Origin of the sequence: Streptomyces sp. NPDC002467 (assembly GCF_042889825.1) — a bacterium.
In the GTDB taxonomy this organism is placed as follows: Bacteria; Actinomycetota; Actinomycetes; order Streptomycetales; family Streptomycetaceae; genus Streptomyces.
Genome location: NZ_JBIARJ010000012.1, coordinates 12,864 through 34,093 on the forward strand (window position 1 = coordinate 12,864; position 21,230 = coordinate 34,093).

At 71.2% G+C, this 21,230-nt stretch carries 18 protein-coding genes; 12 read left to right on the forward strand and 6 right to left on the reverse strand.

Annotated features, from left to right (window positions below):
- Positions 1-52: 52 nt before the first annotated feature.
- Both ACFYYJ_RS23965 and ACFYYJ_RS23970 read right to left on the reverse strand, forming a co-directional pair.
- The gene (locus ACFYYJ_RS23965; RefSeq protein WP_389135246.1) at positions 53-976 is read right to left on the reverse strand and encodes a zinc-binding alcohol dehydrogenase family protein; all 924 of its coding nucleotides are present in this window, start codon (positions 974-976) and stop codon (positions 53-55) included.
- Positions 977-1,022: 46 nt separating this feature from the next.
- Positions 1,023-1,724, reverse strand: a complete 702-nt coding sequence (locus ACFYYJ_RS23970; RefSeq protein WP_385133494.1) for a nitroreductase family protein — start codon at positions 1,722-1,724, stop codon at positions 1,023-1,025.
- Between the two features lie 85 nt (positions 1,725-1,809).
- On the opposite strand from ACFYYJ_RS23970, the gene ACFYYJ_RS23975 reads away from it, so the two are divergent.
- The gene (locus tag ACFYYJ_RS23975; RefSeq protein ID WP_385510331.1) at positions 1,810-2,376 is read left to right on the forward strand and encodes a GNAT family N-acetyltransferase; all 567 of its coding nucleotides are present in this window, start codon (positions 1,810-1,812) and stop codon (positions 2,374-2,376) included.
- A gap of 24 nt (positions 2,377-2,400) precedes the next feature.
- Here ACFYYJ_RS23975 and ACFYYJ_RS23980 read toward each other — a convergent pair whose 3' ends face one another.
- Positions 2,401-4,431, reverse strand: a complete 2,031-nt coding sequence (locus ACFYYJ_RS23980; RefSeq protein ID WP_389135250.1) for a phosphocholine-specific phospholipase C — start codon at positions 4,429-4,431, stop codon at positions 2,401-2,403.
- 119 nt (positions 4,432-4,550) lie between these two features.
- On the reverse strand, positions 4,551-5,567 hold the full coding sequence (locus ACFYYJ_RS23985) for an NADP-dependent oxidoreductase (protein ID WP_389135253.1): 1,017 nt from the start codon (positions 5,565-5,567) through the stop codon (positions 4,551-4,553).
- 98 nt (positions 5,568-5,665) lie between these two features.
- On the opposite strand from ACFYYJ_RS23985, the gene ACFYYJ_RS23990 reads away from it, so the two are divergent.
- From ACFYYJ_RS23990 to ACFYYJ_RS24005, 4 genes are all read left to right on the forward strand, one after another.
- Positions 5,666-6,547: a LysR family transcriptional regulator gene (locus ACFYYJ_RS23990; RefSeq protein WP_389135256.1), complete on the forward strand. Its 882-nt coding sequence runs from the start codon at positions 5,666-5,668 to the stop codon at positions 6,545-6,547.
- A gap of 260 nt (positions 6,548-6,807) precedes the next feature.
- Positions 6,808-6,939: a hypothetical protein gene (locus tag ACFYYJ_RS23995; RefSeq protein WP_385132839.1), complete on the forward strand. Its 132-nt coding sequence runs from the start codon at positions 6,808-6,810 to the stop codon at positions 6,937-6,939.
- An 89-nt stretch (positions 6,940-7,028) separates the two neighbouring features.
- Complete coding sequence (locus ACFYYJ_RS24000) at positions 7,029-8,069, forward strand: 3-isopropylmalate dehydrogenase (RefSeq protein ID WP_384754010.1); 1,041 nt, start codon at positions 7,029-7,031, stop codon at positions 8,067-8,069.
- 226 nt (positions 8,070-8,295) lie between these two features.
- Positions 8,296-9,381 carry a branched-chain amino acid aminotransferase gene (locus ACFYYJ_RS24005; RefSeq protein ID WP_389135260.1) on the forward strand — a complete coding sequence of 362 codons (1,086 nt, stop codon included), beginning with the start codon at positions 8,296-8,298 and terminating at the stop codon, positions 9,379-9,381.
- Between the two features lie 71 nt (positions 9,382-9,452).
- Here ACFYYJ_RS24005 and ACFYYJ_RS24010 read toward each other — a convergent pair whose 3' ends face one another.
- Positions 9,453-10,889: a cytosine permease gene (locus ACFYYJ_RS24010; RefSeq protein ID WP_389135263.1), complete on the reverse strand. Its 1,437-nt coding sequence runs from the start codon at positions 10,887-10,889 to the stop codon at positions 9,453-9,455.
- A 157-nt stretch (positions 10,890-11,046) separates the two neighbouring features.
- Between ACFYYJ_RS24010 and ureA the strand changes: the two genes are divergently transcribed.
- The 6 genes from ureA to ACFYYJ_RS24040 all read left to right on the forward strand — a co-directional run bounded on the left by ureA (position 11,047) and on the right by ACFYYJ_RS24040 (position 18,741).
- Positions 11,047-11,766 (forward strand): urease subunit gamma, encoded by a 720-nt coding sequence (gene ureA / locus ACFYYJ_RS24015; protein WP_385132831.1) that lies wholly within the window; start codon positions 11,047-11,049, stop codon positions 11,764-11,766.
- 56 nt (positions 11,767-11,822) lie between these two features.
- Positions 11,823-13,505 (forward strand): urease subunit alpha, encoded by a 1,683-nt coding sequence (locus ACFYYJ_RS24020; RefSeq protein WP_389135594.1) that lies wholly within the window; start codon positions 11,823-11,825, stop codon positions 13,503-13,505.
- 33 nt (positions 13,506-13,538) lie between these two features.
- Complete coding sequence (locus ACFYYJ_RS24025) at positions 13,539-14,591, forward strand: agmatine/peptidylarginine deiminase (protein WP_389135268.1); 1,053 nt, start codon at positions 13,539-13,541, stop codon at positions 14,589-14,591.
- 29 nt (positions 14,592-14,620) lie between these two features.
- Entirely contained in the window at positions 14,621-15,241 is a 621-nt protein-coding gene (locus ACFYYJ_RS24030) for a TetR/AcrR family transcriptional regulator (protein WP_385132827.1), read from the forward strand.
- Positions 15,242-15,671: 430 nt separating this feature from the next.
- The gene (cimA, locus tag ACFYYJ_RS24035; RefSeq protein ID WP_385132824.1) at positions 15,672-17,300 is read left to right on the forward strand and encodes a citramalate synthase; all 1,629 of its coding nucleotides are present in this window, start codon (positions 15,672-15,674) and stop codon (positions 17,298-17,300) included.
- Between the two features lie 76 nt (positions 17,301-17,376).
- Positions 17,377-18,741, forward strand: a complete 1,365-nt coding sequence (locus ACFYYJ_RS24040) for a hypothetical protein (RefSeq protein WP_389135272.1) — start codon at positions 17,377-17,379, stop codon at positions 18,739-18,741.
- A 17-nt stretch (positions 18,742-18,758) separates the two neighbouring features.
- Here the strand turns inward: ACFYYJ_RS24040 and ACFYYJ_RS24045 are convergent, their stop codons facing one another.
- Entirely contained in the window at positions 18,759-19,370 is a 612-nt protein-coding gene (locus ACFYYJ_RS24045) for a YceI family protein (RefSeq protein ID WP_385132819.1), read from the reverse strand.
- Positions 19,371-19,644: 274 nt separating this feature from the next.
- Between ACFYYJ_RS24045 and ACFYYJ_RS24050 the strand changes: the two genes are divergently transcribed.
- The gene (locus ACFYYJ_RS24050) at positions 19,645-21,228 is read left to right on the forward strand and encodes an acyl-CoA carboxylase subunit beta (protein ID WP_384584871.1); all 1,584 of its coding nucleotides are present in this window, start codon (positions 19,645-19,647) and stop codon (positions 21,226-21,228) included.
- The last annotated feature ends 2 nt before the right edge of the window (positions 21,229-21,230 follow it).

Below are 21,230 nucleotides of genomic sequence, written 5' to 3' on the forward strand. Positions count from 1 at the left end.
CCCCCGCTCCGGAACCCCCAAGTCCGGAGCGGGGGCGGTCCCCATTCCGGCCCTAGGGGACGAGCACGACCTTGCCCAGGTTGCGGCGCTGCTCGATCAGGGCGTGGGCCCGGGCCGCCTCGGCGAGGGGGATCTCCTCGTGCACGGCGGTGCGCAGGGTGCCCGCGTCGCGCAGCTCCCACAGCTCGCGCCGCCAGAGGTCGTACAGCTCGGGCTTCCCCGTGGCGATGGCCCGCATCTGGAAGCCGATCACCGAGGCGCCGCGGACCAGGAGCTCGTACGCCTCCACCGTGCCGCCGCCGGAGCCGAAGGCCACCAGCCAGCCGCCGGTCGCCAGGGCCCGTACGGCGGGACCGAGCAGGCCGCCGCCGACGCCGTCGAGGATCACGTCGTAGGGGGCTCCCCACTCGGCGTCTTCGTACAGGACGACCTCGTCGGCGCCCAGGGCACGCACGAAGTCCGCCTTGCCCGCACTGCTGACGGCGGCCACGACACGGCCCGCCCCGCCCGCCTTGGCGAACTGCAGGGCGAGCGTCCCCACGGCGCTCGCGGCCGCGGTGACGAGCACGGACTCCCCGGGCTCCACCCGCGCGGCCTCGTAGGCCCCGCGTGCCACCAACCCGCTGCGGACCAGGGCCACCGCCTCGACGGCGCTCGCGCCGTCGGGGATCGGAGAGGTCATCGCGGTGTTCAGCACGGCGAACTCGGCGTAGGCGTCCACGAAGCACAGCCCGGTGACGCGGTCGCCGACGGAGAAAGCGGTGACCCCCTCGCCAACGGCGGCGACCCGCCCGGCGATCTCGCCCCCGAACGGCATCGGCCCGGCTCCCTCCCGCACCTTGCGAACGGTGGGCAAGGTCACCCCGACGGCCTCCGTCCGCACGAGCACCTCACCGCATGCCGGTTCCGGCACGGTGGCGTTCTCGGCGAAGAGGACTTCGGGGCCGCCGTTGACCTCGTAGCGGATGCGGAGCAAGGGACCTCCCGATGTGGATCTTGTGGAAGGTCCCCACGGTAGTGCGTCAGACCTCCACGATGACCTGGTCGAGGGACTTGCGGACCAGGTCCGGGACCTCGCAGTCGTCCGCCGGGTAGCCCACCGGGATCACCGCGAAGGCCTTCTCGTTCTCCGGGCGGCCCAGCACCCGGGAGAGGAAGCGCATCGGGCTCGGCGTGTGGATCAGCGCCGCCAGGCCGGACAGGTGGAGCGCGGACAGCAGCATGCCGACCGCGATGCCGACCGACTCGTCCACGTAGTAGTGCTTGCGCTTCGTACCGTCCGGGCCGAGCCAGTAGCGCTGCTGGAAGACCACGATCAGGGCCGGGGCGTCCGTGAGGTGGGTCTTCACGGAGTCCGTGCCGAGGGGGCGCAGGGCCGCGAGCCACTCGTCGCCGAGACGGCCGTCGTAGGAGAGCTCCTCCTCCTGCTCGGCGGCGGCGCGGATCCGCTCCCGCACGGCGGGGTCCTTGACCAGGACGAAGGTCCACGGCTGCTGGTGCGCCCCGGACGGAGCGGTCGCGGCGCACGCGATGGCGTCGCGGACCGCCTGCTCGGGCACGGGGTCGGGGGAGAAGTGGCGTACGGTCCTGCGCTCGTCCATCCGCGCGCGCAACTCGGCGGCGCGTGCCAGGGATTCCTCGCCGGGCATCCGTGCGGGGCGGTAGGGGGCGGGACGGTACGGCAGGCCGTGGATCGGGGTCCACGCTTCGGTATCGGGCGACATGGAGCGAGTCTGCCGAGGCAATGGTCCAGACCGCCAGAGCCGCGTCGGCCCAATGGAGGCCGACGCACGGCGTTCCGCGTCCGGCATGCGGACCGCTTGGTACGGTCCCGGGATGACCGACACGCGGACCGCGCACACCTCGGAGCTGACCGACGGCGAGCTGCGGGAGGTGCGCGAGCTGCTCGACGAGGCCTTCGGCGGGGACTTCTCCGACGAGGACCACGAGCACGCCCTCGGCGGGATGCACGTGCTGATCCGCGAGGACGGCCGGCTCGTGGCCCACGGCAGCGTCGTCCAGCGGCGGGTCGTGCACGAGGGGCGCGCCCTGCGCACGGGATACGTCGAGGCCGTCGCCGTGCGGGCCGGCCTGCGGCGCCGGGGGCTCGGCGGGCAGGTCATGGACGGGCTGGAGCGGGTCGTGGCGCGGGCCTACGTGCTCGGCGCCCTCTCGGCCTCCGAGGCGGGGGCCGCGCTGTACGAGGGCCGCGGTTGGCGGGCGTGGGGCGGGCGGGTCGGGGCGCTCTCGCCGGGCGGGCCGGTGCGGCTCGCCGACGAGGAGGGTTCCACGTACGTGTGGGTGCCGCCCGGCGGGGTCCGGCTGGACCCCGCCGGGCGGCTCGACTTCGACTGGCGGGACGGGGACGTGCTCTAGGGCTCCCCAGTGGGACCGGGAGCGTCAGGAGCCCGAGATGCTCGGGGCGCCCGTCTCGATGTGGCCCGTGTAGCGGCGCGACCAGGTGCCGTCGGAGTCGGCGAGGATCGTGAAGTCGTACCAGCCGCTGCTGTACGCCACCGCGTTGAAGTAGTCCTCCGTGGAGGAGTTCGCGGCGACGGTGTAGGTCCACGGGCCGTCGGCGCGGTAGGCGTTCGAGCGGATCGTGAAGGTGACCGGCGAGGCAGAGGAGTTGGTCATCTTGAACCAGATCGCGGTCTTGCCCGTGCCCGCCTCGACGGCGAAACGGGCCGCGACCTCCAGGGACTTGCCCGGCTTCGTGGCGTCGCCGAGGAAGCGGCGCAGGAAGCGGTTCGGGCCGTACATCGAGATGTCGTACTTGCCGGAGCCGCTGCCGAGTCCGATGTTGAAGTAGTCGCTCGACGTGGCGCCCGGGTCGACCGTGTACTGCCAGGCGGCCGTGTCCCGGTACTGGTGCGGGTGGATCGAGAAGTGCGCCGGCCGCTTCGCCTCGGTGCCCTGGTTGGTCATGGAGAACCAGGCCAGGATCTTTCCCGCCGCGCCGAACTCCAGCCGGTCCATGTTGCCGTTCACCTGGTACGGCAGGGCCCGCGCCGGGCGGGTGCCGGGCTCCTGCGCCGGGAGGGCGTTGTCCTGCGGCGCCGGGTTGGGCAGCGGGCCGCAGGTCGACTGGCCGATGACCTTGGCGGTGCCGGGCAGGCCCGCGGGCACCCCGTAGACCGGATGCGCGAAGTCGAAGACGCCGGTCAGGTCGCCGGTGACCTTGCGGCGCCAGGCGCTGATGTTCGGGCAGGTCGCGGGGGTGCCGAGGGCGGCGGTCCAGGTCTCCATGAAGCGCAGTACGGAGGTGTGGTCGAAGACCTCGGAGCTGACCCAGCCGCCCCGCGTCCACGGCGACATCACGATCATGGGGACGCGGAAGCCGAGCCCGACCGGGATCCCGTCGATGTACTCGCCGGGGGTGCCCGGCGGGGCGATCGGCGGCGCCACGTGGTCGAAGAAGCCGTCGTTCTCGTCGTAGTTGAGGAACAGGACGGTGGAGTCGAATACCTCCGGGTTCGCGGCGAGCGCCCGGTAGACCAGGTCGACGAAGTGCGCGCCGTCGCCGGGCGGGGCGTACGGGTGCTCGGAGAAGGCCTCGTTCGCCACGACCCAGGAGACCTGGGGGAGGGTTCCGGCGACCACGTCGGCGCGGATGGCGGCGGCGATGTCGTCCGGGGTGGAGCCGGTCACCTTGGGCACGGAGCCCATGCCGCGGTCCCACAGCGGGTCGCCCGGCTTGGCGTCGGTGAACTTCTTGAAGTAGGCGAGCCCGTTGTCCCCGTAGTTGTCCTGGGCGTTCTGGTAGACCTTCCAGGTCATGCCGGCCCGCTGGAGGGCCTCCGCGTACGTCTCCCAGGTCAGCCCGGACTCGTCGCCGCCGTCCTTGCTGCCCGCGTCGACCTTGCCGCTCCACAGGAAGGTGCGGTTGGGGCCGGTCGCGCTGAGCGTGGAGCAGAAGTAGGCGTCGCAGATCGTGTAGTTGTCGGCGAGCCCGTAGTGGAAGGGGATGTCCCCGCGGTCGAGGTAGCCGAGGGTGTGGGTCTTGCCGACGGCGGTGACCCAGTTGTCCATCCGGCCCTTGTTCCAGGCTCCGTGCTGCGAGCTCCAGCTGTGCGGGAGGTCGCCGGTGCACTGGGCGAGGGTCTCGCTGTCGGCGCCACCGGCCGCCGGGGTGGCGGACAGCTTCCACGGGTACTGGCGGGCGCCCCAGTTGTACTGGTTGAAGGTGCCCCAGCCGCCCGGTATGTTGCCGGCGGCGCGGTCGCCGAAGCCGCGGACACCCTTCAGCTTGCCGAAGTAGTGGTCGAAGCTGCGGTTCTCCTGCATCAGGATCACGACGTGCTTCACATCGGTGATGGTGCCGGTCGCGGCGGCCGCGGCCGCCGTCGTCGGCAGCAGCGGGGGCAGGGCCGCCCCGGCCACCAGCCCCGCGCCGATTCCCACGAAACCTCTGCGGCTGATCGGTGTCACTGAGTCCTCGCCTCCAACTCCAGTGCCCGGTTGGCACATTGACGCAAAGAGTGGCGGCAGCCGATGCAAAGGTCTACATCCGTGCGGTAAGAACTCGGTGAACATCCGGGTGGCTGGATTCAGTCGTCGATCCGCACGAGCATCTTGCCCAGATTGTCCCCCCGGAACATGCCCAGGAAGGCGTCCACCGTGTGATCGAAGCCCTGCACAACGGTGGTGTCGGTGCCGATCCGGCCACTGCGCAGGTGCGGGACGAGGAAGTCCTCCAACTCGTCCTGGAGATTGGTGTGATTGCGAACCAATACCCCTTCCAGTCGGAGTGACTTGTGTACGACCTCGAAGAGGTTGCGGGGCGCGGCCGGGGACCGGTCGCCGTTGTACATCGACAGGCCGCCGACCCAGGCGATCCGTCCGTACTCGCGCAGCACGTCGATCGCGCCCTCCAGGTGCTCCCCGCCGACGTTGTCCACGTAGACGTCGATGCCGTCGGGGGCGGCCTTCGCGAGCTGCTCGCCGACCGGCCCGTCGTGGTAGTCGAAGGCGGCGTCGAAGCCCAGCGCCCCGGTCAGGTGGCGGACCTTCGCCGCCGATCCGGCGCTGCCGATGATCCGGCGGGCGCCGAGCAGTCGGGCGATGCGGCCGGTGGCCGTGCCGACGCCGCCCGCCGCGGCCGAGACGAAGAGGTCCTCGCCCTCGCGCAGGCCCGCGGTCCGGGTCAGCGCGGCGTACGCGGTCAGGCCGGTGCCGCCGAGGATCGAGAGGTACGCCTCCAGGGGGACGCCCTCGTGGCCGCGCAGCCTGCGCGTGCCGTCGGAGCCCAGGGTGACCAGGGCGTGCGTGCGCCAGCCCGAGCGGTGGAAGACGAGGTCGCCCTCGGCCAGGCCCGGGTCGCGGGAGGCGATCACCCGGCCCACGGAGCGACCTTCGAGCGGGGTTCCGAGCGCGAAACCGCCCTCGCCGCCGTCCATCAATCCGCGGTGGTACGGGTCCACGGAGAGCAGCAGGTTCCGCACGAGGGCGGTGCCGGGCGCCGGCTCGGGCACGGGGGCGCTGACGTACGCGAAGTCGGATGCGGAGGGGAAACCGGTCGGGCGGGCGATCTGGTGGACGGCGTACGCGCTGGTGTTCGTGGTCATGGCGCAGACGCTAGGAAGGAATCACCGGGCCGGGCAGGGGGTTCGGTTCATGGAAGCGGCACATCCATGAACAGCGCTCATAGAACGAGGTGAAGGCCATGACAGCCGGCGAGTTGGCGCCGCGGGAACTGCGGGTCCTGGTCGCCGTGGCCGACAGCGGCGGCTTCTCCGCCGCGGCGGTCGCGCTCGGCCTCACCCAGTCGGCCGTCTCGCACTCGGTGCGCGGAAGCGAGACCAAGCTCGGCGCGGTCCTCTTCGAGCGCGGTCGTGGCGGAGCCTCGCCCACGGCGGCCGGGGAACGGGCCGTCGGCCACGCCCGCCGGATCCTGCGGCTGTACGAGGTCATGGGCGCGGAGGTGCGAGGCACGGGCCGCGGCGCGGACCCGGTGGAGGGCGTGCTCCGCATCGCCGCCTTCCGCAGCGCGGCCCTGCACCTGCTGCCGCCCGCCCTGGAGCGGCTCACCGCCCGCCACCCCGGCATCCGCCCCGAGGTCAGGGTGGTCCGGGAGATCGGCCCCGGTGCGGCGGGGGAGGTGGCCGCGGGCCGCGCGGACCTCGGCATCGCGACCTTGGGCGTCGCACAGGGGCTGCCGCCGGGTCTGCTGAGCGGGGTGCTGGTGGAGGAGGCGTACTCCCTGGTGCACCCGGCGGGGCACCCCGAACCGAAGGCGCTGCCCCTGATGGACTGGGACGAGAACTGCGGCTCGTACACCCGGGCCTGGTGGCTGGCGCAGGACTGGATCCCCCGAGCCACCGTCAAGGCGGAGGACGACGCGATGGTGCTGACCATGGTCGGCCGGGGCCTCGGCATGGCGATCATGCCCGAGCTGTCGCTCCGGGAGGCGACCGAGGCCGTCGACGTCACCTGTCTGGGCCCCGAGGGGCCGGTGAGACGCGTGGGATACGTCACCACTCCGGAATCGGCTTCCACCCTCGCCGTAAGGGCTCTGATCAGGGAACTCCGCTCCACGAACGGCTGAAAACGGAGCCTCTGGAGCGCCCTTCCGGGCGGCTGCGCGTCTCAGATAGTAGGAAGTCCGAGTAATTGCGGAGACAGACAGCCGGAGCTGCCCTAGCTTGGTAGAAGCCGAACGTCTCGCCAATCAGGCGAATGGCGGTAGAGGGCGCGCGCCCCGGCAGGCAACCCCTGCGGCGCACTGCCCCCCGCCTCTTCCGGCGCCTTGAAGGAACCCCTCATCCGTGGCCCCGCCACGCCGTGATCTCAAGGAGTCGATCACCCATGAAGACCACCACCACCGCAGCCCGTCGCGTCCGCCGCTCCTCCACGGCCGACGTCGACCGCAAGAACGCCGCCGCCGCCCTCCAGCGCGCGCTCGACCGCCGTGACAACGGCGGGGCGACCGGCCACTGATCAACCCGCTCATCGGACATATTGCGGCCACGCGTCCACATGGTGGACGCAATGTGTCTGAGGGCTGGGACAGGGAGTACGGTTTTGCCATGTCGACCAGCATCAATCTCGCAGTGATCCCCGGTGATGGCATCGGCCAGGAAGTCGTGGCTCAGGGCCTCAAGGTCCTTACCGCGGTCCTGCCCCAGGATGTGAAGCTGGAGACCAAGGAGTACGACCTCGGCGCCCAGCGCTGGCACCGCACCGGTGAAACCCTCCCGGACGCGGAGCTCGAAGCCCTCAAGCACCACGACGCGATCCTGCTGGGCGCCATCGGCGACCCCTCGGTCCCGTCCGGCGTGCTGGAGCGCGGTCTGCTGCTGAAGCTCCGCTTCGCCTTCGATCACTTCATCAACCTGCGCCCGTCGAAGCTCTTCCCGAACACGGCCACCCCGCTGGCCGGCCGTCCGGAGATCGACTTCGTCGTGGTCCGCGAGGGCACCGAGGGCCCGTACACCGGCAACGGCGGCAGCCTGCGCACCGGCACCCCCGCCGAGGTGGCCACCGAGGTCAGCATCAACACCGCGTACGGCGTCGAGCGCGTCGTGCGTGACGCGTACGAGCGGGCCAACGCCCGCCCCCGCAAGAAGCTGACGCTGGTCCACAAGAACAACGTCCTCGTGTACGCGGGCCACATGTGGAAGAACATCTTCGACAAGGTCGGCCAGGAGTACCCCGAGGTCACCACCGACTACCTGCACGTCGACGCCGCGACGATTTTCTTCGTCACCCAGCCCGAGCGCTTCGACGTCATCGTGACGGACAACCTCTTCGGTGACATCCTCACCGACCTGGCCGCCGCCGTGACCGGCGGAATCGGCCTCGCCGCCTCCGGGAACATCAACCCGACCGGCGCCTTCCCGTCCATGTTCGAGCCCGTCCACGGCTCGGCCCCGGACATCGCGGGCACCGGCAAGGCCGACCCGACCGCGACGATCCTCTCCGTGGCCCTCCTGCTGCGTCACCTGGGCTACGAGGCCCAGGCCGTCCGCATCGAGGACGCGGTCTCCGCCGACCTCGCGGAGCGCGACGGCACCTTCCGCTCCACCGACGCGATCGGCGACGCACTCGCCGCGCGAGTAGCCGGCTGACCCGGCTGCACCATTCCAGGAAGCCGTCGGGTCACACAGGCGACCCGGCGGCTTTTCCTGCGCGGCCCCGGGTGCCACCATCTCCCCTGGGCCGCTCTCCCCGCTTCTACGAAGCCTCCGCTTGCGCGATAATCGAACGCGAGGCCGCGGAATGCGGGGATGCTCGGACGTCCTAGTACGCCGTGAGCGCGGTCCGCCATACACAACCGGTGAAGGACAAGCACTCATGACGACGCCCACGATCGAGCTCAAGCCCTCCTCGCACCCCCTGTCCGACGCGGAGCGCGAGGCGATCCTGGCCAGCCCCGGCTTCGGCCGCCACTTCACCGACCACATGGTGACGATCAAGTGGACCGAGGGGCGCGGCTGGCACGACGCAGAGCTGGTCCCGTACGCGCCGCTGTCGATCGACCCGGCGAACATGACCCTGCACTACGCGCAGACCATCTTCGAGGGCCTCAAGGCGTACAAGCAGCCCGACGGCACCGTCGCCACCTTCCGCCCGCAGGCCAACGCCGAGCGCTTCCAGGCCTCCGCGCGCCGCATGGCGATGCCGGAGCTGCCGACCGAGCTGTTCATCGAGGCCTGCGACGTCCTCGTCCAGCAGGACCGGGCCTGGGTGCCGGACTCCGGCGAGGCCTCGCTCTACCTGCGGCCCTTCATGTTCGCCTCCGAGGTCGGGCTCGGTGTCCGCCCGGCCAACGAGTTCCTCTTCATCGTCATCGCCTCGCCCGCCGGCGCGTACTTCCCCGGCGGCGTGAAGCCCGTCTCGGTCTGGCTCTCCGAGGAGTACGTCCGGGCGGCGAAGGGCGGCACCGGCGCGGCCAAGACCGGCGGCAACTACGCGGCGTCCCTCGTCGCCCAGGCCCAGGCCGCCTCGCACGGCTGCGACCAGGTGGTCTGGCTCGACGCCGTCGAGCACCGCTGGATCGAGGAGATGGGCGGGATGAACCTGTACTTCGTGTACGGCGACCGCATCGTCACCCCCGAGCTCACCGGTTCGCTCCTCCCGGGCATCACCCGCGACTCCCTCCTCACCATCGCCCGCGACCTCGGCTACACCGCCGAGGAGGGCCGCCTGACCACCGAGGACTGGGAGCGCGACAACGCGAACGGCACCCTCACCGAGGTGTTCGCCTGCGGCACGGCGGCCGTGATCACCCCGGTCGGCTCGGTCAAGTCCGCGCGCGCCAACTGGATCCAGGGCGACGGCGAGCCGGGTGAGGTCACCATGAAGCTCCGCAAGGCGCTCCTGGACCTCCAGACCGGTCAGGCCTCCGACGCCCACGGCTGGATGCACCCGCTGGGCTAGTCCCTCGGTGGAACACGAGAAGGGCCCGCCTCCCGATCGGGAGGCGGGCCCTTCGTGCGTACGGGCCCGGCTCAGGCGGCGGCGGCCACCGGCTCCGGCTCCTCGGCGGCCGGCGCGGGGACGGCCGCCGGGGCGGTGCGGATGGTCAGGACCGTGTAGACCAGGCCGCCGACCAGGCCGGAGAGGACGAAGGAGCAGTCCACGCCGCCGGTGAGGGCGAGCAGCGGGCCCTCGTAGAAGGGGGTGGTCACCGCGAGCAGGCCGACGCCGGCGCCGATGGCCCAGGAGGCGGTGGCCGCGAGGTTCCAGCCGCCGCGGTACCAGTAGATCCCGCCCACCGAACGGCGGTTGAAGACCTGGAGGGCGTCGGCGTCGTACCGGCCGCGGCTGCGCACGAAGCCGATCAGGGTGATCACGGCCCACGGGGTGCCGATCGCGGTCAGCACGAGCACGAACGAGGTCATCGCGGACTGGACGTCCCACTCGAAGGAGCCGATGAAGACGAAGGCGGTGGCCACGGACGCGGCGATCACGGTGGCCTTGGTGCGGGTGGCCTTCGGGACGATCGCGTCCAGGTCGAGGCCCATGGAGTAGAGCATCAGTCCGGCGTTGCCCACGGAGCCTGCGGCGGCCGCGACGAGCAGCGGAACCAGGTACCAGAACGGGGAGGCCTCCACCAGCGGCCCCGCGTAGTCGGCGCCGGCCTTGGCGGCGAGCGCGGTATAGGTGCCGAACAGCTGCGGGACGAGCAGGCCGACCAGCAGGCCGAGGACGGTGGCCCAGAGGACCTTGCGGGAGCTGTGCTTGGTGGGGGAGATGTAGCGGGTGTAGTCGCCGAGCAGGGTGATGAAGGCGACGGGACCGCTCAGGCCGGCGGCGACGGCGGCCAGCAGCCAGGTCGGCCAGAAGGAGCCCAGCAGGTAGGAGGTCTCCGGCGGCGCGGCGGTGGTGAAGTCCGGGGCGTACGCGTAGATGCCGATGGCCAGCAGGACCACCATGCCGATGGACAGCACCTTGCTCATGCGCAGCAGCAGTCGGTAGCCGAAGACGGCCCCGACGACGGTACACGCGGCGAGTACGCCGTACATCGCGGCACGCGAGACGCCGGTGTCCGGCAGGCCGGTGAGCCGGGACAGTACGCCGACCATCACGTCGCCGCCGATCCACAGCGTGAGGGCGGTGTAGCCGAGCGCCAGCAGCAGACCCACGATCGACCCGACCAGCCGGCCGCGGACGCCGAACTGGGCGCCGCTGGAGGTGGAGAGGTTGGTGGCGGTGCGCAGGGAGACGAGTGCCAGCGGCGCGGTGAAGGCGATCCCGACGAGGGTGCCGGTCACGATGGCGGTGACCGATGGCCACAGGCCCAGCCCGAAGGACGGGGGCAGCCAGCCGAAGACGATCACACCGAGGCAGAGGTTGGAGCCGAGGAGGATCGAGATCAGGTCGCGGGGACCGCTCGTCCGCTCCTCCTCCGGGATGGTGTCGACTCCGCGCTGTTCGATGGGCATGGGGGGACTCCCTTGGCACGGCGGGGATGGTTGAACTTTTTGTTTGAGCGACACTCAATGTGACTTACTCCCTGGTCCCAGGTCAATGATTCCTTGCGAGGAAATGAAGAGTTAGAGTGATGCTCTAACCCATCGACTCAAGAGGTGGTGGATCGGCATGCGGCTGACCCCTACGGAGCGCGACCGGCTGCTGCTCCGCAGCGCTGCTGAACTGGCCAGGGCCCGCCGGGCCCGGGGCCTGCGGCTCAATGTCCCCGAGGCCACCGCGCTGATCGCGGACACGGTCTGCGAGGCGGCGCGCGACGGCAAGCGGCTGGCGGAGGCGATCGAGGAGGCCCGGGGCGTGCTGGGCCCGGACGACGTCCTGCCCGGCGTGGCCGACGTGGTCACCGAGGTGCACGTGGAGGCCGTTTTCGACGACGGCTCGCGGCTCGCGGTGGTCTCGTCGCCCGTCCAGGGCGCCGTGCGGCTCGGCGACGACGCCCCCGGCGCGGTCGTGCCCGGCCCCGGCGTCCCCCAGCCGGAACCGGTGCTGCACCTGCGGGTGCGCAACACCGCCCCCGTGCCGGTGAGCGTCACCTCCCACTTCCACTTCTTCGAGGCCAACCCCCGCCTCGACTTCGACCGCGCCGCCGCCTACGGCATGCGGTTGTGCGTACCGGCCGGCTCGTCCGTCCGGTTCGACCCCCACGGCGAGGGCGAGGTCGGCCTGGTCCCGATCGGCGGCGACCGCGTCGCCATCGGCTTCGCGGGCCTGGTCGACGGCCCGCTCGACGCCCCCGGCGCCAAGGCCGAGGCCCTGCGCCGGGCCGCCGCCTGCGGCTACCTGGGCGTGGCCGACACCACCGCAGGCGCCCCGGAAGGAGACCAGGCGTGAGCCGTCAGACCCCCCACACCGACCACAGCGCGCACTGCGCCCCCGGCAGCCGCCACATCGACCCCCACGAGTACGCCTCCGTCTTCGGCCCCCGCGCCGGGGACCGGGTGCGGCTCGGAGACTCCGGACTCACCGTCCGGGTGGAATCCGACGCGCAGAAGCCCGGGGACGAGTTCCTGGCCGGCTTCGGCAAGACCGCGCGTGACGGCCTGCACCTGAAGGCCGCCGCGGTCCGCGAGACCTGCGACGTGGTCATCAGCAACGTGCTGGTGATCGACGCGGTCCTGGGCATCCGGAAGGTCTCCATCGGCATCCGCGAGGGCCGGATCCACGCGATCGGCCGGGCCGGCAACCCCGACACCCTCGACGGCGTCGACGTGGTCGTCGGCACGGGCACGTCCATCGTCTCCGGAGAGGGCCTGATCGCGACGGCCGGCGCCGTGGACACCCACGTCCACCTGCTCTCGCCGCGGATCATGGAGGCCTCGCTCGCCGCGGGCGTCACCACGATCATCGGCCAGGAGTTCGGCCCGGTCTGGGGCGTCGGCGTCAACTCCCCGTGGGCCCTGAAGCACGCCTTCAACGCCTTCGACGCCTGGCCCGTCAACATCGGCTTCCTCGCCCGCGGTTCCTCCTCCGACGCGGCCCCCCTCGTCGAGGCCCTCGCCGAGGGCGGCGCCTCCGGCTTCAAGGTCCACGAGGACATGGGCGCCCACACCCGCGCCCTGGACACCGCGCTGCGCGTGGCCGAGGAGCACGACGTACAGGTCGCCCTGCACAGCGACGGCCTGAACGAGTGCCTCTCCGTCGAGGACACCCTGCGGGTACTGGAGGGCCGGACCATCCACGCCTTCCACATCGAGGGCTGCGGCGGCGGGCACGTCCCGAACGTGCTGAAGATGGCGGGCGTGCCGAACGTCATCGGCTCCTCCACCAATCCCACCCTGCCCTTCGGCCGGGACGCGGTCGCCGAGCACTACGGCATGATCGTCTCCGTCCACGACCTCAAGCCGGACCTGCCCGGCGACGCCGCCATGGCTCGCGACCGGATCCGCGCGGGCACCATGGGCGCCGAGGACGTACTGCACGACCTGGGCGCGATCGGCATCACCTCCTCCGACGCCCAGGGCATGGGCCGCGCGGGCGAGACCATCCGCCGCACCTTCGCCATGGCCGCCAAGATGAAGGGCGAGCTCGGCCCCCTGGACGGCGACGGCGAGGGCGACGACAACGCCCGCGTGCTGCGCTACATGGCCAAGCTGACCATCAACCCGGCCATCGCCCACGGCCTGGCCCACGAGATCGGCTCCATCGAGGTCGGCAAGCTCGCCGACATCGTGCTGTGGCGCCCCCAGTTCTTCGGCGCCAAGCCGCAGCTGGTCCTCAAGTCGGGCTTCCCGGCGTACGGGGTCACCGGCGACCCCAACGCGGCCACCGACACCTGCGAACCGTTGGTCCTCGGACCGCAGTTCGGCTCGTACGGGGCCACGGCCGCCGACATCTCCGTCGCCTTCGTCTCGGCCGCCGCGGCGGCCCTGGGCAGCGACGAGATGCCGACCCGCAGGCGCAGGGTGGCCGTCCGCGGCACCCGCGGCATCGGCCCCAAGGACCTGCTCCTCAACTCCCGGGTGGGCGCGGTCGATGTGGACGCGCGCAGCGGCCTCGTCTCCCTCGACGGGGAACCGCTGCGCTCCGAAGCGGCCGAGTCGGTCTCCCTCAACCGCCTGTATTTCCTCTAAGCAGCCTTGCCCGTAAGCCCGTAAGGACCCCTCATGACCACGAACAAGCCCGTGAACGACGGATTCCGGATGCCCGCCGAGTGGACGCCCCACGAGCGCACCTGGATGGCCTGGCCGAGCCCCAACCCGACCTTCACCAACGAGCAGGAGCTCGCCGAGGCCCGCGAGGCCTGGGGAGCCGTGGCCCGCGCGGTGCGCACGTACGAGCCCGTGACCCTCGTCGTCTCGCCCGGTGACGCAGAGAGCGCCCGCGCCATCGTCGGCGGGGCCGACGGCCACGAACTGGTGCTGGTGGAGCGGGACCTCGACGACGCCTGGATGCGCGACATCGGCCCGACCTTCGTCACCAACGACGCGGGCGAGCTGGCGGCCGTCGACTGGACCTTCAACGGCTGGGGCGCCCAGGAATGGGCCCGCTGGGAGCACGACTCCAAGATCGCCCGGCACGTCTCGGACGTGGTCGGCACCCGTACCTACAGCACCACGCTCGTGAACGAGGGCGGCGCCATCCACGTGGACGGCGAGGGCACCGTGCTCCTCACCGACACGGTCCAGCTGGGCAAGGGCCGCAACCCCGACTGGACCCGCGAGCAGGTCGAGCAGGAGATCCACGCCCACCTCGGCACCACCAAGGCGATCTGGCTCCCGTACGGCCTGGCCGGCGACTACGGCACCTACGGCACGCAGGGCCACGTCGACATCGTCGCCGCCTTCGCCCGCCCGGGCGTCGTCATGGTCCACAGCCAGCCCGACCCGGCCCACCCGGACCACGAGCGCTGCAAGACCATCGCGGCCATCCTGCGCGCCTCCACGGACGCGCAGGGCCGGCGGCTGGAGGTCGTGGAGATCCCGGCGCCGACCGTGCTGGAAGAGGACGGGGAGTGGGTCGACTACTCCTACATCAACCACTACCTGTGCAACGACGGCGTCGTCCTGTGCTCCTTCGACGACCCGCGCGACGAGGAGGCCGCCGAGATCTTCCGCGGCCTGTTCCCCGAGCGGACGGTGACCCTCGTCGACGCACGTACGATTTTCGCCGGGGGTGGCGGTATCCACTGCATCACCCAGCAGCAGCCGAAGGTCTGACCCGAGGCACCACGTTCGAAGGAGTGACCATGGCGGCGGGTGGAGTACCGGTACGGGCGGCGCGCAAGAACGCGCCCCCGCGCGAGGACGTACTCGTCGCCGCCATGGCCACGATCGCCGAGCGCGGGCTGGAAGGCCTGACCATGGCCGGTCTGGGCCGCGAGGTCGGCATGAGCAGCGGCCACCTCCTCTACTACTTCCGCAGCAAGGACGAGCTCCTGCTGCAGACCCTGGAGTGGAGCGAGGCGGAACTGGGCACCGAGCGGCGCGCCCTGCTGTCCCGGCGCGGTCCGGTGCGGGAGCGGCTGGCGTCGTACGTGGACCTCTACGTGCCCACGCGGGCCCGTGACCCGCACTGGACGCTGTGGCTGGAGGTCTGGAACCGCTCCCAGAACGCCGGCCCCGAGGAACGCGACCGGCAGGCGGCCATCGAGGGCGCCTGGCACCGCGACCTGGTGGCCCTTCTCGCGGAGGGGATCTCGCGCGGCGAGTTCCGCCCGGTGGACGCCGACCGCTTCGCGGCACGCACCCGGGCGCTGCTGGACGGCTTCAGCATCCAACTGGCGGTGGGTCTGCCGACGGTCGACCGCGCGGAAATCCTGGACCACGTCCGCGAATACCTCACGGAAGCCCTCACCCCCGAGGGGTAGCCCGCATTCCGCCCGCGGCGCCGCTGCCGGGGCTCCGCCCCGGACCCCGCGCCTCAAACGCCGGCGGGGCTGGAATCGCCCTGCGGGCGATCCGGCAGCCGGGCCGCTCCTGGTATCGCCGGGCAGGCCGGCGGTGACCGCATGCTGAGACCCCCGTCCATACGCGGCGAGCGGTGTGGCACACTGCGAGCGTGCCTGCTCAGCTCATGATTATCGCCAGCAGCGCGCCGGTCCTCAGTGGCCGCTGAACCGTGGAAGACCTTCGCGGGATGCGGCCACCGTGCCCCAGACCCGCGCGCAAACCTCTCGCACCCGCGAGAGGTTTTTTCGTTTCCCGGCACCATCCATGCCGGGACGTGAACGCGCGCGATGATGGGGGCAGTGGATCCCGGGTACCCGGAACCACTCATCCGACAGGAGTCAGATCAGCATGACGACGACACCAGAGGCGGCACACGTGCTGTCCGGGGGCCTGGACGACAGCTTCCACGTCTTCGACACCACCCTGCGCGACGGCGCCCAGCGAGAGGGCATCAACCTCACCGTCGCCGACAAGCTGACGATCGCCCGGCACCTCGACGAGTTCGGCGTGGGCTTCATCGAGGGCGGCTGGCCCGGCGCCAACCCCCGCGACACGGAGTTCTTCGCCCGCGCCCAGGCGGAGATCGACTTCAAGAACGCCCAGCTCGTCGCCTTCGGCGCGACCCGCCGCGCCGGCGGTTCGGCCGCCACGGACCCGCAGGTCCGGGCGCTGCTGGAGTCCGGCGCCCCGGTGATCACCCTCGTCGCCAAGTCCCACGACCGCCACGTCGAGCTCGCCCTGCGCACCACCCTCGACGAGAACGTGGAGATGGTCCGCGACACCGTCTCCTACCTGGTCGGCCAGGGGCGCCGCGTCTTCGTCGACTGCGAGCACTTCTTCGACGGCTACCGCGCCAATGCCGAGTACGCGAAGTCCGTCGTACGCGCCGCCCACGAGGCCGGTGCCGACGTCGTCATCCTCTGCGACACCAACGGCGGCATGCTGCCCGCCCAGGTGACCGCGACCGTCGCCACCGTCCTCGCCGACACCGGAGCCCGCCTCGGCATCCACGCCCAGGACGACACCGGCTGCGCCGTCGCCAACACCCTCGCGGCCGTCGACGCCGGCGCCACGCACGTCCAGTGCACGGCGAACGGCTACGGCGAGCGCGTCGGCAACGCCAACCTCTTCCCCGTCGTCGCCGCCCTGGAGATCAAGTACGGGCGCCAGGTCCTCCCCGAGGGCGCGCTGGCCGAGATGACCCGGATCTCGCACGCCATCGCCGAGGTCGTGAACCTCACCCCCTCCACGCACCAGCCGTACGTCGGCCTCTCCGCCTTCGCGCACAAGGCGGGCCTGCACGCCTCGGCCATCAAGGTCGACCCGGATCTCTACCAGCACATCGACCCCGAGCGGGTCGGCAACACCATGCGGATGCTGGTCTCCGACATGGCCGGCCGGGCCTCCATCGAGCTCAAGGGCAAGGAGCTCGGCGTCGACCTCAACGGGGACCGCGCGCTGATCTCCCGGGTCGTGGAACGGGTCAAGGAGCGGGAGCTCCAGGGCTACACCTACGAGGCGGCCGACGCCTCATTCGAACTGCTGCTGCGGGCGGAGGCCGAGGGCCGGGCCCGCAAGTACTTCCGGGTCGAGTCGTGGCGCGCGATCGTCGAGGACCGCCCGGACGGCACCCACGCCAACGAGGCCACGGTCAAGCTGTGGGCCAAGGGCGAGCGGATCGTCGCCACGGCGGAGGGCAACGGCCCCGTCAACGCGTTGGACCGCGCGCTCCGGGTCGCCCTGGAGCGCTTCTACCCCCAGCTGGCCAAGTTCGAGCTGATCGACTACAAGGTCCGCATCCTGGAGGGCAAGCACGGCACGGAGTCCACGACCCGCGTCCTGATCTCCACGACGGACGGCAGCCGCGAGTGGTCCACGGTCGGCGTCGCCGAGAACGTGATCGCCGCCTCCTGGCAGGCCCTGGAGGACGCCTTCACGTACGGCCTCCTCCATGCGGGTGTGGAACCGGCCGAGTAGTTCCGTCGCCCGCCCGTCAGGGCGGGCTTATGTCCCATTCACACAAGGATTAGCCCGTTCGGGTAGCTTCATGTGTATGAGGACCAGGCTGATATCCGTACGCATGGGATCGGCGTTGTCCGGTCTGCTGTTGGCCCTGTCGGCGACCGCCCTGTTGGTCGCCCCGCAGGCGTCGGCCGACACGGGCGTGGCCGCCGTGGGGGAGGCCCTCAAGCGCGGGCCCGTCTACGTCGACCCCCGGGCCGAGGCGCAGCTGCCGAAGGCCGAGGCGGACGCGCTCGCGAAGAAGATCAAGGACGCGGACAAGCCCGTCTTCGTCGCCGTGCTGCCGAACACCGCCGAGTTCCCCGCCGACAAGGTGCTCGGCGCGGTCCGTGCCGAGACGGGGATCACCGGGCTCTACGCGATCCGGCTCGGCGACGGCTTCAACGCCGGGGCCGACCGGGCCGTCATGCCCACGAACGCCGTGCGCAACCTGACCGACGCGGTGAAGGTGGGATCGCCGGACGCGGGCACCCAGCTCGACAACTTCGTGGACCAGGCGCTGAGCCAGACCAAGGGCCGCGCCCCGGCTTCCTGGGGTGGCGCCGGCGCGGACTCCGGCGCCCCCGTCGGCGGCCTGATCGCCCTGGCCGCGGTCGCCGCGGTCGGCGGCGGCGGTGCGTACGCGCTGGTACGGCGCAACAGGAAGAAGAAGGAAGAGGCCCGGCGCGAGGCGATCGAGCGGCTCGGCGTGGTCGTCGACGAGGACATCACGGCCTTCGGCGAGGAACTGGAACGGCTCGACTTCCACCCCGGCGAGCCCGGCGCCGACGACGCCATGCGGGGGGACTACGAGCAGGGGCTCGACTCGTACGAGAAGGCCAAGCAGATCATGGCCTCGGTCCGGCACCCGGAAGAGGTCAAGGGGGTCACACAGGCCCTGGAGGACGGCCGGTTCGCGCTGGCCCGCCTGGACGCGCGCCGGCAGGGCAGGCCGCTGCCCGAGCGCCGTTCGCCGTGCTTCTTCGACCCGCGCCACGGACCGAGCACCGAGGACGCCGGCTGGGCTCCCGCGGGCGGGGCCGCCCGTACCGTGCCGGTCTGCGCGGCGGACGCCGTACGGCTGCGCGACGGCCTGGACCCGGCGGTGCGCACGGTCGACACCGAACACGGGCCGCGCCCCTACTACGACGCCGGCCCGGCGTACGGTCCCTGGGCCGGCGGCTACTTCGGTGGCGGAATCCTGCCCGGTCTGCTCATGGGCACGATGCTCGGTTCGATGATGTCCAGTCCCGCCTACGCCTCCGATTACGGCGGCGGCAACGGCTTCGACGGAGGCTTCGACGGAGGCGACGTGTCCGGGGCCGACTTCAACCCGTCCGACTTCGGGGGCGGGGACTTCGGCGGCGGTGGCGGCTTCGACGGTGGCGGTGGGTTCGACGGCGGGGGCGGCTTCTAGCCGCCCCCTGGCTCCGGTCAGGCCTGCTTGATCGCGGAGATGTCGAAGGTCAGCTTCACCTTGTCGCTGACCATCACACCGCCGGCCTCCAGCGCCGCGTTCCAGGTCAGGCCCCACTCGGAGCGCAGGATCTCGGCGGAGCCCTCGAAGCCCACGCGCTCGCTGCCGTAGACGTCGGTGGCGGAGCCGTTGAACTCCAGGTCGATGGAGAGCGGCCGCGTCACGTCCTTGATGGTCAGCTCGCCGGTGACGCGGTACTTGTCGCCGCCCAGCTGAGCGGCCCCGGTGGACCGGAAGGTCATCTTCGGGAAGAGCTCGGCGTCGAAGAAGTCGCTGCCCAGCAGGTGGGCGTCGCGGTCCGCGATGCCGGTGTTGACCGAGCCGATCGTCACGTCGATGGAGGCGGTGGACCGGGCGGGCTCGGCGCCGTCCAGGCGCAGGCTGCCCTCGAACGCCTCGAACGCGCCGCGGACGTTGGTCACCATGGCGTGCCGGACGGTGAAGCCGATGCTGCTGTGGGCCGGGTCGATGGCGTAGTCGCCGGTGAGGGCGGCGAGCGCCGGGTCCACCGCGAGAGCGGCGGGGGCGGTGGTGGCGGCGGTCTGGTTGCGGCGGGTGAAGAGACCCATGACTTGCTCCTCGGTAGGTTCCCGCACGCTCTGCACGGGCTCTGTTGAATGTTCAACGACTTCAACGAGAACGACGTTAGGCCCATTCCGTTCAAATTTCAACATCTCTGCCGTGTGTCACGCGGTTTTGTGGAAGTCACACAAAGGACGAAGGTCCCGTCTGGTGAAGTCCTTGCATCCCTTCGCCGTACTGTGCGGGCCGGACAGCGGAACACTCCGGAGACTGTGCGGAATGAACGGAGGATTTTGACGACCCGCTTCGTAAGGTCGGTACATGACCGTTGTGGACCAGACCCCGAGCGAGCCCACGGACGCCCGCGGGCGCGTGGCCGAGCTGCACTCCCTGCGCGAGCAGGCGCGGCGCGGCCCCAGTGACCGCGCGACCGAGACCCAGCACGCCAAGGGCAAGCTCACCGCCCGTGAGCGCATCGCGCTGCTGCTCGACGAGGGTTCCTTCAAGGAGGTCGAACAGCTCCGCCGCCACCGCGCGACCGGCTTCGGCCTGGAGGCCAAGAAGCCGTACACCGACGGTGTCATCACCGGCTGGGGCACGGTCGAGGGCCGCACGGTCTTCGTGTACGCGCACGACTTCCGCATCTTCGGTGGCGCCCTGGGCGAGGCCCACGCCACCAAGATCCACAAGATCATGGACATGGCCATCGCGGCCGGTGCCCCGCTGGTCTCCCTGAACGACGGCGCCGGCGCCCGCATCCAGGAGGGCGTCTCCGCCCTCGCCGGCTACGGCGGCATCTTCCAGCGCAACACCAAGGCCTCCGGCGTCATCCCGCAGATCTCCGTGATGCTGGGCCCGTGCGCCGGCGGCGCCGCGTACTCCCCGGCCCTCACCGACTTCGTGTTCATGGTCCGGGACACCTCGCAGATGTTCATCACCGGCCCGGACGTGGTCCGCGCGGTGACCGGCGAGGAGATCACCCAGAACGGCCTCGGCGGCGCCGACGTGCACGCCGAGACCTCGGGCGTCGCGCACTTCGCGTACGACGACGAGGAGACCTGCATCTCCGAGGTCCGCTACCTGATCTCGATGCTGCCCTCCAACAACCGCGAGAACCCGCCCGTCCACGAGTCGAGCGACCCGGCCGACCGCCGCAGCGACGTCCTGCTGGACCTGGTCCCCGCCGACGGGAACCGCCCGTACGACATGCTCAAGGTCATCGAGGAGATCGTCGACGAGGGCGACGTCCTGGAGATCCACGAGCGCTGGGCCCGCAACATCATCTGTGCCCTGGCCCGGATGGACGGACAGGTCGTCGGCATCGTCGCCAACCAGCCCGGCCACCTCGCCGGCGTCCTCGACATCGAGGCCTCCGAGAAGGCCGCGCGCTTCGTCCAGATGTGCGACGCCTTCAACATCCCGATCATCACGCTGCTGGACGTCCCCGGCTTCCTGCCGGGCGTCGACCAGGAGCACGGCGGCATCATCCGCCACGGCGCCAAGCTGCTGTACGCGTACTGCAACGCCACCGTCCCGCGGATCTCGCTGATCCTGCGCAAGGCCTACGGCGGCGCGTACATCGTCATGGACTCCCAGTCCATCGGCGCCGACATCACCTACGCCTGGCCCACCAACGAGATCGCCGTCATGGGCGCCGAGGGCGCGGCCAACGTCATCTTCCGCAAGCAGATCGCGGACGCCGAGGACCCCGAGGCCATGCGCGTCCGCATGGTCAAGGAGTACAAGGCCGAGCTGATGCACCCGTACTACGCGGCCGAGCGCGGCCTCGTCGACGACGTCATCGACCCCGCCGAGACCCGCGAGACCCTCGTGGCCGCCCTCGCGATGCTCCGCAACAAGCACGCCGACCTGCCGTCCCGCAAGCACGGCAATCCGCCGCAGTAAGA

Coding starts and splice junctions, on each gene's coding strand:
- ACFYYJ_RS23970 (WP_385133494.1), bottom strand. CDS start 1,724: ATGTCGCCCGATACCGAAGCGTGGACCCCGATCCACGGCCTGCCGTAC.
- ACFYYJ_RS23975 (WP_385510331.1), top strand. CDS start 1,810: ATGCGGACCGCTTGGTACGGTCCCGGGATGACCGACACGCGGACCGCG.
- ACFYYJ_RS23985 (WP_389135253.1), bottom strand. CDS start 5,567: ATGACCACGAACACCAGCGCGTACGCCGTCCACCAGATCGCCCGCCCG.
- ACFYYJ_RS23990 (WP_389135256.1), top strand. CDS start 5,666: ATGACAGCCGGCGAGTTGGCGCCGCGGGAACTGCGGGTCCTGGTCGCC.
- ACFYYJ_RS23995 (WP_385132839.1), top strand. CDS start 6,808: ATGAAGACCACCACCACCGCAGCCCGTCGCGTCCGCCGCTCCTCCACG.
- ACFYYJ_RS24000 (WP_384754010.1), top strand. CDS start 7,029: ATGTCGACCAGCATCAATCTCGCAGTGATCCCCGGTGATGGCATCGGC.
- ACFYYJ_RS24005 (WP_389135260.1), top strand. CDS start 8,296: ATGACGACGCCCACGATCGAGCTCAAGCCCTCCTCGCACCCCCTGTCC.
- ACFYYJ_RS24010 (WP_389135263.1), bottom strand. CDS start 10,889: ATGCCCATCGAACAGCGCGGAGTCGACACCATCCCGGAGGAGGAGCGG.
- ureA (WP_385132831.1), top strand. CDS start 11,047: ATGCGGCTGACCCCTACGGAGCGCGACCGGCTGCTGCTCCGCAGCGCT.
- ACFYYJ_RS24025 (WP_389135268.1), top strand. CDS start 13,539: ATGACCACGAACAAGCCCGTGAACGACGGATTCCGGATGCCCGCCGAG.
- ACFYYJ_RS24030 (WP_385132827.1), top strand. CDS start 14,621: ATGGCGGCGGGTGGAGTACCGGTACGGGCGGCGCGCAAGAACGCGCCC.
- cimA (WP_385132824.1), top strand. CDS start 15,672: ATGACGACGACACCAGAGGCGGCACACGTGCTGTCCGGGGGCCTGGAC.
- ACFYYJ_RS24040 (WP_389135272.1), top strand. CDS start 17,377: ATGAGGACCAGGCTGATATCCGTACGCATGGGATCGGCGTTGTCCGGT.
- ACFYYJ_RS24045 (WP_385132819.1), bottom strand. CDS start 19,370: ATGGGTCTCTTCACCCGCCGCAACCAGACCGCCGCCACCACCGCCCCC.
- ACFYYJ_RS24050 (WP_384584871.1), top strand. CDS start 19,645: ATGACCGTTGTGGACCAGACCCCGAGCGAGCCCACGGACGCCCGCGGG.